The following is a 12,752-nucleotide window of genomic DNA, read 5'->3' as shown; positions in this document are numbered from 1 at the left end:
ACAGCCCCTCCAACACCCCGCCCCGCAACCACTCCCGCTGCCACACCGCAAAATCGGCATACTGCACCGGCAACTCCGGAAGACCCGCCTCACGACCCTCCACCGCCGCCGCATACAACGCCGAAAGCTCACCACCCAAAATCCCCGCCGACCAGAAGTCAGCCACGATGTGGTGCAGGCAGACCGCCACCACATGGTCGTCATCAGCCAGCCGCACCACCAGCACGCGCAGCAGTCGGCCATTCGTCAGGTCGAAGGGGCGGCTTGCCTCATCGGCCAGCAGCTCCTTTGCTGCCGCCTCGGCCGCCTCCGTACTGCCGGCTGTGCTCAGGTCGACGACCCGGGGGATGACCGGAGTCCCCTCCTGCACGATCTGCATCGGTTCCTCGCCCGCATCGACGTCGAACCGGGTGCGCAGCACCTCGTGCCTCCTCACGAGTCCTGAGAACGCGGTGCCCAGCGCGTCGACGTCGAGCCTCCCACCCACGCGGAAGCCGAAGGGCACCGAGTACTCGGTGCCGCCCGGCGTGAGCTGGTCGAGGAACCACAACCGCTGCTGGGCGAATGACAACGGCGCTCGTCCAGACGACGCCGTCCGCGCGATCACGGGTACCGTGCGGGCGCCCTTCGGTTCGGTCCGGCTTGGGGTCCGCGGAATGCGATCTGCGGTCGGGGCCCCGCCGGCGTCGTCCGGGGCCACGAAGTTCGCCATCGCGTCGGCCAGGACCAGTTCGGCGAGACGTTCGGCCAGGGCTGCGACCGTCAGGGACCCGACGACGACTGCGCCAGTGACGTCCACTCCGAATTCGGCCCGGATCATCTCCGCGGCCCGTTCGGCGAGTTCAGGATTTCCCCCCATGCCGAAGAAGTCGTCCCGCGGCCCGACCCGGTCGTTCCCCAAAACTTCCGACCAGATGCGGATCAGAGTTTCCTCCGCGGGACTCGAAGAAGGCCGCGAGTCACCTGCGGGCCGCGCAGAAGAGATGACGAAATCGGGATCGAGCTCGCTCACGATGAAATCCTCACATCACTAAAAACGACTTGCGCGACCTGGGTGCCGCTCCGGCACTACACCAGTTACCGACTGACCGGCTGCATTTCGACCCAGCGCCACTCGATGTACTCGAGACAGGCTTCTCGGGTGTCTGCGGCATGGGCGACGCGCCACCCGGCCGGCACGTTCATGTGCGCCGGCCAGAGCGAGTACCGCCCCTCGTCGTTCACCAGAGCAGAATATTTCTGCGATTCGACATCGAATGGATTGATCATTTCTCAAATCTCCTTGCCGCAGCGCGTGGGTGAAGGTCCGAGCACTCCGGCTGCTTCAGACGTTGTCGAGCGGATCCAGACTCGCCAGCTCCCGGCGAGCATCACGGGTCGGAACGATCTTCACAGGAAGGTGCTTGATTCCGGAGATGAAATGCGACGCCAGATGGTCGACGGGTCCTGCTATCTCGAATGACTCCACGATCCGCAGGGTTTCCTCGGCGAAGATGCGCATGGCGAGACGCGCCAGCGGAGCCCCGATGCACCGGTGCGCGCCGACACCGAAGGCGATGTGCAGCCGTGGGTCTCGCCGGACGTCGAAGGCGTAGGGATCCTCGAATACCGCCTCGTCGCGATTGGCCGAACCCAGCCACACCGTCACCGGATCACCCGCACGGATCAGAGTGTCGTGAATCTTGATGTCTTTGGTGGCATGTCGCATGAAGTGGTTGGCCGGCGACGACCAGCGGAAGACTTCTTCGACAAATGTGTCGGTGCAGCGTTCCCGCCGCCACAGGGTCTCGGCCTTGCGGTTGTCAGCCAGGGCGAGGAACGATGCGTTCGCTGCATGTGAACTCGTGACTGTCGCGCCGAGGAGCACGCTGTACGCGTTGAACAGCTTCTCCTCACGAGACAGCGGACGGTCGCCGATCCTGGCGTTGGCGATGGCTCCCATGAGGTCCCGTCGCTGCGTGAGGTCCTTGGTGAACTGTCCGCCGAAGTACGCGAATATCTCCGAATGCGACCACTCCAGGGCACGGTCTTGGCCTCCGCTCGCGACCTCGGGGTCCTGGTCCGCGATCGCCACGTACGCGAACCTCTTGAGCCGCCCCCAGTCCGACGGATCGATCCCCATGAGCAGTGCCGTGATGGCGATCGGGTAGAAAGCCGTCTGCGCCGCGAGGTCGAAGACGTCGCCGTCGCAGCCGGGTGCGAACACGCGGCGTGCCAGCACCCGGATCTGCGGTTCCAGCGCCTCGACGGCAGACCTGGCGAAGCAGGTGTTGATCTGCCGCTTGATCGCGGTGTGATGGGGCGGGTCGGTGACCGCCAGCATCTTTCCACTTCCAAGATCCTTCTTCCCCAGAGTGGTGAGAAGGTTCCCGCTTTCCGAAGAGAAGTCACGGAAGTTCCGCAGCACCCGGCACACGTCCCGGTATCGGGTGAGCACCCAGAATCCGGTTCCGTCAGGCCGCCTCTGCCAGTAGACGGGGTGATCGGCCCTCAGCGTGCGCCAGGCGGCATGCGGGTGTCCGGTGGCGTACAGGCTCGGTTCGAAGAAGTCGATGGCCGAGAGATCGACCGACTCGCCCGCGGTGGTCATGCGCATTCCAGATGTCCTTTCCCCGTGTGGCCGATTGGCCGGTGCCGGTGGGCCGGCGCTTCAGCACAGCGGGGCTCGCACGGTGAAGAGCCCAAGTCGCATGTACGGCAGCAGTGGCCCCACGAATCGGGCTTCATCGAGCATCGCCTCCGCCGCCTCGTCTCCGATCTCCGCCCGCAGCTGCGCCTCGTGCTGTTCCCACAGCGCGTACCAGCGCTGCCATTGGCGGCGCGCCTCGGCACGGTCTTCGTCGATTTCCAGTTCGAGTTCCGCCCTGGCGATGCGATCGCGCCAGGTGGGCACGTCCGAGGTGTAGGTCGGGTGGCCAGGGAGGCGATCACTGCCGGTGAAGACCGCCCGGGCCCCTGGGCGCAGGATCCTGCGCACCTCTCGCAGGGCGGCATCGCGATCCGGAGCGATGGGAAGAGCGTCCATACTGATCAGGCCATCAGCGCAGGCATCGGGCAGGCCCGTGGCGTCGAACGTGCCCAGTTGGAAACGCACTCGGTCCGGCAGCAGGAAATGGGAGGCCCGGGCCGCTGCCAACTCCAGCCCTACGGGCGAGTGGTCGACTCCGATCAGGCGCGCGGAAACCGCGCGAGCGAGCCAGAGCCCGGGGCCCCCGCGTCCGCAACCGAGATCGACCAGTACCTCGCCCGTACGCATCCGAAGCCCGCGCACCATCGCGGCCAGAACCGACCACGTGCAGTTGCTCGAAGGGTCGACCTCGGCCGGATATTCTTCGCCGAATGCTTCCGCCGCGAACTTCCTCCGCAGCGTGCTTTGTTCCCAGGATATGTGATAGCGATCATCCTCGCCAGCACGCGGAACCGGAATATCGGACACGCACCCCTCCTCAAACTAGCAGTCTTTTTGCCCGAGCCCGACGATCGATACTCGCGGCACTTCCGCCACGAAATTCCCCTGCGCCTCGTAGACCATCGGCCGCTCTACGATCTCGAGGGCCGACGGGAGTTGATGCACATATCGAGAATGGTCGAAACATGACTCCAGAAGTGCCCAGGAGCTGCCCGGATCCCCGTCGCCCCCGAGTACACCCTGCACCCCGTACATGTCCCCGACATACCGACACATCCCCCTGCGCGCTTCATCCGCGGAGGCTGCCACCACGACAAACGGGTCGTACATGTAGACGATCTCGGCAGTCAGGCCCGCGGAATCGAACAATCGCGTCAGCTCCTCGGGGGAGAAGTGCTCATAATCATGGCCTGCCGAGGTGTTCGGATGCACCACCTGCGAGAAGAATCGAGCCATGGGGCTCGTCTCTTCGAAGTCATGAACGATGACCCTCCCGCCGGGACGCACCACTCGAACTGCTTCCGCCAGGGCCTTGGGGCGGGACTCCGGAGAAATGTGGTGCGTGCCGTAGGCGAGGACCACGGCATCGACGGATTCATTGCGCAGGAACAAGAAGTCTGCGTTCTGCCGCACCGCCGGAAGATTCTGTGCGAGCGCCCTCTTGATCATCATCCCGGAGATGTCTCCGGTCAGGACCTGCACCTTGGACATCGGGTCATCCGGCTTTTCGGCAACTGCTCGCGCAAGTGTCCCGTCACCGCCCAGGACATCGAGCACTGTCACCGACGCGGGATCGTCCGAGGCCACTGCCCACCGCAAGAGCTGTTGAACGCCCGTCCACCGGACGAGAGCGTCCTCCTGAGCTCTCCGGTAGGAGTCGCCGCGGCCGGTGTCATCGCAGTCGAACTCGTTGGCCACCGTCATCAGACGTGCCAGGGCCTCCTCTGCGCGTGGCGCCGAAAATTCCAACAGCGCACGCAGGTGCGGATGGATTTCCGCGGTGTGGCTGAGATAGTCGTGCAGACCCATCCCGGGCAAATAGCCAACTTCCATCTCAGGTTCCCTACGCACTCCGCCTACCTCGTTTCAGCTTCTGAAAAGAACTTCGAAGGTTTCGCCACTTCCACGGCGGGCGATGGCTCCGCCGACAGGTGCCGGACCACAGGTACGGCCAGCACGCCCACGCTCACCGCAACGTGCACAACGGCACTGACAAGCAGCACGGGCCCCGTCCCGATGCGGTCCGCCAGCGGCCCGGCAGCGACCAGGCCCAGCGGCCCCAAGGCGAACGCACCGAACGCGCCGTAGGAACTGACGCGAGCCTGCACGGCCGCAGGCACATGTCGCTGAATGCTGGTCGTCGACAGTGCCGTGCTGATAGCCGAGCCCATCCCGGCGGCCAGCACCGCGGCCGCCACCCAGGCAGTCGAAAGGCCGGACCCCAGAGCCGCGTTGGGTAGTGCCCAACCCAAGCCCACCAATGTGGCGACCAGCAGTGGCCGCCCGGGCACTCGGCCGAGCAGGGACAGGCCTCCCAGAACGGACCCGAGGCCGTAGAGCCCCATGAACAGCCCCCATGAGGCCGCGCCGCCGAGACTCCGGTCGGCAACGACCGGCCCAAGCACGAAGAAGGGCGACGCGACGACCAGGTTGAACAGGGTGAACTGGACAGTGATCACCCAGAGCCACGTGCACGAGCGGAAGTGCGACCAGCCTTCCCTGAGATCGACGAGCATCGACTGTGCGGTCTTCGCCGGCTGCTGTTGCAGACGCAGGAGACTCAGAGCCAGGACGCTGACGCCATAGGTGGCGGCGTCGATGAACAAGACGACCGTCGAACCGGCTGTGACGACCAGCGCACCGGCGCAGGCCGGGCCGGCCATGGTCACGACCGAGCGTGCCACACCGATCGAGGCGTTGGCCGCGGGCAGCAGGGCGTCCGTCGTGAGCCGCGGGATCAGTGCTGTCAGCGCAGGCGTGAAGAAACCGTCGCCGACCCCCCTGATGGCCGACAGCGCGATCAGCGCCCAGAGGGGCGGGTGTCCGTGCCAGACGACGAGGGCGAGCGCCAACTGGGTTACGCACCGCAGGGCGTCCGCCATCAGCATCACTCTTCGGCTGCCGAACCGGTCGGCGAGGACCCCGGACCAGAGGAGACACAACACCATGGGAACGATCTGCGCAGCCATCACGCCGCCGACCTGTGAGCCACTGCCGCCCGCCGCCAAGATCGCGAAGATCAGGGATACGGGTGCCATCGCCGACCCCAAGAGCGATGTGACGTAGCCGAGGAAGAACAGACGGAAGTTGCGCTGCCGGAAGATCGGATCCCGTGGTCGCGTGCGCCGCATCCGGCTCGCGATGTCCTTCATCAGCGCGATAGCCGTTCCCGGAGGCGATCGGCAGAGACCCTGCCGACCTGGCGGACGATGTCCCCGAATCTGAGTTCGCAGCTCACGACGTCCGCACGGCGCAGTGTCTCCGGTGTGACCTCGTCGTCGTCCGGGAGGGGGCGGCAGCCGTTCACTGCCACGTCCCACGTCACTGCCTTCAGTCTGTGAAGGAGCTGCTCGGTGATGGCGTCATGCCCCACGGGAGCCCTCAGCGTCATGAAGAAGTTGTCATAGAGCAGCGCCGTCCGCTCGGAGGGCGGCCAGACCGCAGTTTCAGTCATAGCCTGCTGCAGCAGTGACTCCCCACCCGGCACCAGCCGGGCGGCAATGCCGTCGTGGGTCGCCTTGTTGACCGCCAGGGCAGCGCCGAGTCCCATAGCTTCCGCACTCCGTATCCAGGGTGCGCTGCGGCCGCCACGGAACAGGCCGCGAACCGGGGCGAAGTCCGGGGCCCACGTGCCACTGAACCCCCGGTGCTGAAGGGACATGCGCGGTCGTATCAGGGACTCGTACACGCTCCGCGGGCACGACCCGCTGTAGAGCAGCATGGCGGAGTAGCCCTCGGTGTAGGCCTCTAGCATGGCCAGCACGTCGGAATCCGGGATGCCTTCATCCGGTTGCTCTTCCAGCAGCCGTCCCATCAAATGCCAGATGATGAAGGTGACTTGATGCCCAGTGATCCATCGGAACCAGAACAGGCGCTCGTCGGATTGATCCTGAGGTGCCTCGAGACCGGCCGCCCGGCGATCGTCCAGAAGGTCCTCGAGCAGACTCGTGGTCAGATCCGCGTCGCATCGCGCGGAGGGCTTCTCCGCGAGGTACGTCACAGCCTTCGCATGACCGACCGGCGGCATCGTCAAGAACTCGAGGCCATAGGGGAAGTCACCGAAATCCCAAGCGCCGCTCTCGGGGACCGCGCGCACGCCGCCCGTGCTCCCCGGCCTCACTGGTGATCGTCCGGCAGGTAGGCGAACTCGAATTCGAGACCGTTCACGTCGAAGAGGTAGAGGCTCTGAACGCCGTCCCCGTCCACCACGATCGCGGTCGGCTGGTCGGGCCGCGCGAACGAGAAGCGGCCCGACTCGTACAGGTCCGTCCAGCGGCGACGGATCACCTCGAGATCATCAGGCGATGCCACCTGCAGGCAAGCGTGCTGGAACTGGAAACCGTGGGGGTCGGGAAGCTCGCCGTTGTGGCCGTCGCGATCGAAGAGGTGGAAACGGAGGTCTCCCGTGCCGACCTCCACCAACCGGCGGATACCGGGCAGCCTGCTGAGCGTGAGGCTGGAGAACCGGTCCAGGGACCACCGCAGCTCGGCATCGAAGAACTCGAGGTACCAGTTGAGCGAGTTGTCCAGATCTGCGGTCTGCACTCCCAGGTGATGAATCCTTGGCGATTTGATCTCGGACATGTCAGAAATCTCCTTCGGAGTCCAAAGGGCTGCGTATTCGAGGCACGGCGGCGGAATTCCGCAGCGCGGGACACAAGGTGCGGCGGAGCCGGTGCGCAGATTCGCGCGGCCGGGGGCGTGACCGCCTGGTCGTGGGAACGACTCGGGCTCCCCTGGTCACAGGTCTCCTGTGCCAGGCACCGGAAGCGAGCCGAGGGGTTAGCCGGCAGGCAGTTCCGACTTCAGGATCGAGGCGGCAGTCGGCCAATCGAGGTCGGCGAGCAACCCGGGGACGTCTGGACCGCAACTGAGGAACTTGCCGCGGAAATCACTCTCGGTCAGAGGTCTGGCCGGGGAGCCGGGCGGCTGCTCCAGACGCGTCGACCAGCTCGTGCCGTCACTCAACCGGGCGGAGATGTGCGCATCGCCGTCGAGCAACCCCGCCCCGCCTGGGGTGAGTTCGACTGTCGTTCTGCTCATCAGCTCTTGAGCGGCCGGCCTGTTCACCGCAGCGGTGGTGAAGCTGTCGAAGTCCGGGCTGCAGTCCAGCATGGCCGTCGCTATCGCGTACTTTAGGCTCAGCTGCCCTTGCATCCCGGTCTGCGGTCGGTCGTAGATGAGCGGCCGGACCGTGGCTTCGGGTGTGGTGACGTGAACACTCTCGATCGCCACATCCACCGGGAGCTCTGCCGGCAACCGCCGTGCCGCGCTGATCAGCCGCTGCATCGAGTAGCAGCACGGGAAGACCTTGGTCGCCAGCCCGCCGGGTACCGCCGGTCCGGAGAGCTCCAGCCGGGCGGGATCTCCGCCTACCAGGCCGAGCCACTGGTCGAGAGCCCTCGGGTCGGCGTCCGCCCCTGACGCGACCAGACGGGCAGCCCGTACACCGGCCTCCGCGGCGAACCCCACCTGCAGGGACTTGCCTGCCGTCCCGAACGCACGTTGCACACCGCCGGCCGCGGGGACCGCCAGGGCGATGGCTGCTGCGGTCTGACGGGGGTCCAGACCCAGAGACAGGGCAGCACCGACCGCAGCCGCAGGAGCACCGGCGGTGCACGTCACATGCCAGCCACTGGCGTAGTGCGACCAGCCCAGCACCGTACCGAGCCGCGCCATCACACCTGCCGCGCCGAGGTACGCGCGGGCACCACCGCCGACGGCCAGCACCGTCGGCACGCAGATGGCGCCGATGTGAGTCGTGGAAGGCATGTGCAGGTCGTCGAAGCTCAGCACGTGGGCGAGTGTCGCCCATCGGCCCGCGTCCGTCAGTCCGCCGACGGCACCCCGGATCGGGTCCCGCCGTGCGGCGAGTGTCACCGCCACCGTGTCCTGCAGGGCCCGCCTCGACAAGGCCAAGTCCTGCTCGGTCGGCACGTACTCATGGGCCCACTGGACGAGTTGTTCGGCGATTGAGGGCATCGCTCGATCCTTTGGGGAGACGGACGGAGGGTCGGTTCGCAACACCGGGACCGAGGCGGAGTCAAAGGGCGACAACGCCCTGTCCCTCCAGAAATGCCGCCAGCTCGGCGACGGTGGGATACCTCAGCACGGTGGACACCCTGACCTTCGCCTCCCAAGCGACATTCACCCGCGTCGCGATGCGCTGCGCGTGCAATGAGGTGCCGCCCAGCTCAAAGAAGTCCTCGGCAGCGAACACCTGTTGAACTCCGAAGACGTCGGCCCAGATGGCGGCCAGTTCACGCTCGTGCGAGCTGGCGTACCGGGTCGGTTCGTCTGTCTCTTGCACGCTGCGGGGATCGGGCAGCCGGTCGCGCAAGACCTTGCCATTGATCGAGAGGGGCAGCTCAGGCAGGACCACGAGCCGCCTGGGGACCATGTACTCCGGCAAATGACAAGCCAGCGACGCCCGGATGTCCGTCAAGGCTTGCGGTGCGTCTTCTTCCAGGACGACGTAGCCGACGAGTTCCGCGTCACCCTCGCTGTTGCAGCGCACGTCGACGACGCCGTGGCGCACCAGAGGGTGGACGTTGAGCCGGCCTTCGACCTCCTCCAATTCGATCCGGAAACCACGGACCTTCACCTGGCGGTCCATGCGACCGAGGAACTCCAGCTCACCCTGTTCGGACCAGCGCACCAGGTCCCCGGTGCGGTACATCGTGTCGTGTGCCGGGCCCTGCGGGCATGCCACGAACCGTTCGCGTGTGAGGTCGGGACGGTCCAGGTACCCTCGTGCGAGCCCTGTGCCACCGATGTACAGCTCACCCGGAAGCCCTATGGGCACCAGTTGGCCTCCGGAGTCGACGACACGAAGGGTCGTGTTGGCGATGGGCCGGCCTATGGGCACGATCGTGCTGGTTTCAGTGATGCGATGCGAGGTGGACCAGATCGTGGTTTCGCTGGGCCCGTAGACGTTCCAGACGCCGCCCACCTTCCGGCAGAGCTCTGCAGCAAGATCCGGTGGGGTCGTCTCCCCACCACTCAACGCTGTGAGACGTGGGTCCCCCTGCCATCCCGCATCGAGCAGAAGTCGCCACGTCATGGGCGTTGCTTGCATGAATGACACCTCGTACTCCGCCAGCGCCTCGCGAAGCTCCGCGCCGTCCGCTGCCGCACTTCGCGGCAGGAGAGCCAGCCGGGCCCCCCGGACGAGCGGCAGGAGAAGTTCGAGAATCGAGATGTCAAAGGACACTGTAGTGACCCCGGCCACCGTGTCGCCCGTCCCCAGCCCGAATTCCGCGCCGAAGTGCATCAAGACGTTGGTCAGAGCACGGTGCGGAACCTCAACGCCCTTGGGGCGGCCGGTCGTTCCCGACGTATAGACGACGTACGCCACGTCATCCACCGTCGGGCGGAAGTCCTGTTCCGTCATCGCGCCGACCGGGAGGTCGACTGCACCGTGGGAGTCGACGTGGACGAGTCTGATCTCGGGGCCGCTGAACGGTGTGCCGAGATGCTCATCCGTCAGGAGGAACTCGACCGAGGCGTCCTTGAGGATGGAGACGATACGCGGCGCCGGATGGTGCGGATCCAGCGGCAGATAGACACCTCCGGCCCTCATGACGGCAAGGAGTGCTATGTGGAGCCCGGCCGAGCGCTCCATGAGGACGCCCACACGCATGCCGGTGCTGAGCCCGGCGGTGCGAAGCTGCCGTGCGAGCCGACCGACGCGATCGAGAAGTTCGGTGTAGGTCAGCTGAACGTCATCGCAGATCACGGCCTGCGCGTTCGGCACACGTGCGGCGGTTTCTTCCAGGAGGTCCACAACTGTGCGATCCGGCTCGGTGCCTGCAGTGGTACCCCAGGTGAGGCACCTTTGTGCCTCGTCGGCCGGCAGCATCGGCAGGTCTCCGATCCGGCAGCGTGGATCGGACAAGGCCGCGCGGAGCAACTGTTCGTAGTGGTGGGGCATTCGGCTGAGGGCGGCTGCCGCGACAGCGGCCGGGTCACAGGACCAGCGGAGCGTGAGGTTCGATGGGCCTCGCTGGTGGCTCGAGACGCCCGGCGCGGCGTCGAGGTGCAGCAGCTCGACGGAGAGCAGATGGCCTGGATCGGCTCCGCTCCTCTCGTCGGCGGCCCGGCCGGCAGGGGCTCGACCAAATGAGCACGCCGCCTCCGCGAGCAACGGTGACCCGCCTGGGTCGCCGATGACCGTCGATTCCATTGCGGAGTCGACGCCGCGGAGTACCTCGAGGACCGTATGGTGGCCGCGCATCGGGAGCTGTACAGGCACGTCCGCCGACCAGGGGCTCGCCCCGTGGCTGTCGTCCAACCGGGTAGCGACGCAGATGTCCCGGTCTCCCGCGTAGCGGTGCAGCAGTGTGAGAAAGGGCGTCAGCAGCACGGCCGTTCGGCTCGCGCCGTGGGTGATGGCGAAGGCTTCGACCTGCGACAGCAACTCCTGTGGCAGACGGTGATGCCGCGTTGGCCTGGAGGCCCCGGAGTCCACCGTGCAGGGCCGGGGCAGCAGGAGCTCGAATGTAGACGGTACTGCGCCCGCTCCCTGGTGCGTCGGTGGCCCCTCGCTCCTTCCTGCATGACCGAAATGTTTGTCGGCAACACGATTGCTTCCCATTCAATCCCCCGATTCTGAGACCGCCCGGGACCCTCAGGAGGGTCGCCGATGACGCAACGTTTCACCCTTCTCCGCCACATCACTTGGATGCCGACGCATGTCGTTCCCCGCTCCCGCGTGATGCGGCCCGGCTGCGGCGCCAAGCCCACGGCAACCCCGCTCGGTCTGGCACGGCACCACCGCAGTTTCCGGTCGGTGCAAACACTTGACGCCCCGACCCCTCCCCACAGGCCGCGAGCCGGAGAAGGAAATTGCAGTGTGACATGTTACTGAGCTCGGATCTCGATGCTTACACACCGGTAGTCGGCCAGGCAAGATCAATCGACACTCGAATGCGAGCTGAGTCTGGGATGGCCGCCCGTCCCAACAGAGCAGTACAGCGACCGTGTTGTTGCTCCGCGACAGGGGCCTCAGCACGAGCGGGACCTCGACGCATCACCCGAACCCCGGGTTGACGGAGGGCACAGGCCGTGATCCTCTTTGCCTCGGGCGACCCCGCTCCCGGTACGTACAAATTTGATGTGCGGCTTCACCGACACGGTCGTCGACCGCAGAGATCGCCGAGTGCCCCCTTCCTGGGGCGGGCACCCGCGATCGTGCACACCGTAGGCGCACGCGAAAACTCCAGCGATACCTACCGACGCACCGGGTGATGACCTCCGCCGCGCCGAACGGGCTGCCGTCTGCGGACCCGGCGCTGCATGGGATTGCCTTTCTCGGGGGTTTTCCTCGGACTGCGCTGGGACCGGAGCCACGCACCCTTCCGCGCGGGACAGGCACGGTGCGGGCCCCTATCGAAACCTCAGAGTCTCCTGACGGAACAGGCGGTGGTCACCATGAGCGAGCAGCACGAGTGGGTAGTGACGGTAGGAACTGACGGGGACTCACAGGCATCTCAGTCGACCTCCCCCTTGACGGTGCAGCCGACCCAACGATCCGGGCCTGCCCCGCTGTCTCCTGCTCAGCTCCGGCTGTGGTTCTTGCATCAGCTCGACCCGAACAGCGCCGAGTACACGAGCCCACTGAGCTTCCGAGTCCGGGGGCCGTTGGCCGTGCGCCACCTGGAGACGGCTTTGTCCGGCCTCGTCCGTCGGCATGAGGTGCTGCGGACGCGATTCGTCACCACGGAGTTCGGTGAACCGGCCCAAATCGTCGATGACCCCTGGCAGGTCGACGTCACCTTGGTGGACCTGACCGAGGGCGGTCGCCTTGCCGCGCGCGAGCAGGCCGGATACGACATCGTCAGGACCGAGATCGACCGTCCCTTCGACCTGGCGAGCGGTCGCCCCCTGCGTGCCCTCGCAGTGCGTCTGGACCACGATCCTGACGATCACCTCGTCCTGATCTGCCTGCACCACATAGTCGAGGATGACTGGTCGGCGGGGATTTTGGGTGGTGAGCTTTCGGCGTTGTATGCGGCGGCGGTGGAGGGTCGCGATGCGGGTCTTCCGGAGTTGCCGGTGCAGTATGCCGACTTTGCGGTGTGGCAGCGGGAGTGGTTGCGGGGCGGGGTGTTGGAGGGGCTGC

The 12,752-nt window shown here is 66.2% G+C and carries 11 protein-coding genes; 1 reads left to right on the top strand and 10 read right to left on the bottom strand.

All coding sequences use genetic code 11. The annotated features are described in order from the left end of the window. The 10 genes from ACFYOB_RS41075 to ACFYOB_RS41030 form a co-directional block, all read right to left on the bottom strand. The coding region (locus tag ACFYOB_RS41075; RefSeq protein ID WP_388570063.1) for a condensation domain-containing protein at positions 1-1,012 on the bottom strand (1,012 nt) is incomplete at its 3' end. 65 nt (positions 1,013-1,077) lie between these two features. Beyond that, on the bottom strand, positions 1,078-1,269 hold the full coding sequence (locus tag ACFYOB_RS41070) for an MbtH family protein (protein ID WP_388570060.1): 192 nt from the start codon (positions 1,267-1,269) through the stop codon (positions 1,078-1,080). 55 nt (positions 1,270-1,324) lie between these two features. Beyond that, entirely contained in the window at positions 1,325-2,596 is a 1,272-nt protein-coding gene (locus ACFYOB_RS41065; RefSeq protein WP_388570058.1) for a cytochrome P450, read from the bottom strand. 54 nt (positions 2,597-2,650) lie between these two features. Next, the gene (locus tag ACFYOB_RS41060) at positions 2,651-3,436 is read right to left on the bottom strand and encodes a class I SAM-dependent methyltransferase (protein WP_388570055.1); all 786 of its coding nucleotides are present in this window, start codon (positions 3,434-3,436) and stop codon (positions 2,651-2,653) included. A gap of 15 nt (positions 3,437-3,451) precedes the next feature. Continuing rightward, complete coding sequence (locus ACFYOB_RS41055) at positions 3,452-4,462, bottom strand: class I SAM-dependent methyltransferase (RefSeq protein WP_388570052.1); 1,011 nt, start codon at positions 4,460-4,462, stop codon at positions 3,452-3,454. Positions 4,463-4,485: 23 nt separating this feature from the next. Beyond that, a complete protein-coding gene (locus ACFYOB_RS41050; RefSeq protein ID WP_388570049.1) occupies positions 4,486-5,781 on the bottom strand; it encodes an MFS transporter in 1,296 nt (431 codons plus the stop codon). Beyond that, positions 5,781-6,725 (bottom strand): hypothetical protein, encoded by a 945-nt coding sequence (locus ACFYOB_RS41045; RefSeq protein WP_388570046.1) that lies wholly within the window; start codon positions 6,723-6,725, stop codon positions 5,781-5,783. The genes ACFYOB_RS41050 and ACFYOB_RS41045 overlap by 1 nt, the downstream gene beginning before the upstream one ends. A 20-nt stretch (positions 6,726-6,745) precedes the next feature. Next, positions 6,746-7,213, bottom strand: a complete 468-nt coding sequence (locus ACFYOB_RS41040) for a VOC family protein (protein ID WP_388570043.1) — start codon at positions 7,211-7,213, stop codon at positions 6,746-6,748. 198 nt (positions 7,214-7,411) lie between these two features. Continuing rightward, positions 7,412-8,611: an MmgE/PrpD family protein gene (locus tag ACFYOB_RS41035; protein ID WP_388570040.1), complete on the bottom strand. Its 1,200-nt coding sequence runs from the start codon at positions 8,609-8,611 to the stop codon at positions 7,412-7,414. A gap of 61 nt (positions 8,612-8,672) precedes the next feature. Then, positions 8,673-11,048 (bottom strand): amino acid adenylation domain-containing protein, encoded by a 2,376-nt coding sequence (locus tag ACFYOB_RS41030; protein ID WP_388570037.1) that lies wholly within the window; start codon positions 11,046-11,048, stop codon positions 8,673-8,675. A 1,157-nt stretch (positions 11,049-12,205) separates the two neighbouring features. Here ACFYOB_RS41030 and ACFYOB_RS41025 point away from each other — a divergent pair. Beyond that, positions 12,206-12,752, top strand: a 547-nt coding sequence (locus tag ACFYOB_RS41025; protein WP_388570034.1) for a condensation domain-containing protein, incomplete at its 3' end; no start/stop codon positions are given.

The organism is Streptomyces sp. NPDC006463 (genome assembly GCF_042870715.1).
Taxonomy (GTDB): Bacteria; Actinomycetota; Actinomycetes; order Streptomycetales; family Streptomycetaceae; genus Streptomyces.
This window is presented reverse-complemented; position numbering and strand designations above follow the sequence as displayed.

Coding starts and splice junctions, on each gene's coding strand:
- ACFYOB_RS41070 (WP_388570060.1), bottom strand. CDS start 1,269: ATGATCAATCCATTCGATGTCGAATCGCAGAAATATTCTGCTCTGGTG.
- ACFYOB_RS41065 (WP_388570058.1), bottom strand. CDS start 2,596: ATGCGCATGACCACCGCGGGCGAGTCGGTCGATCTCTCGGCCATCGAC.
- ACFYOB_RS41055 (WP_388570052.1), bottom strand. CDS start 4,462: ATGGAAGTTGGCTATTTGCCCGGGATGGGTCTGCACGACTATCTCAGC.
- ACFYOB_RS41050 (WP_388570049.1), bottom strand. CDS start 5,781: ATGAAGGACATCGCGAGCCGGATGCGGCGCACGCGACCACGGGATCCG.
- ACFYOB_RS41040 (WP_388570043.1), bottom strand. CDS start 7,213: ATGTCCGAGATCAAATCGCCAAGGATTCATCACCTGGGAGTGCAGACC.
- ACFYOB_RS41035 (WP_388570040.1), bottom strand. CDS start 8,611: ATGCCCTCAATCGCCGAACAACTCGTCCAGTGGGCCCATGAGTACGTG.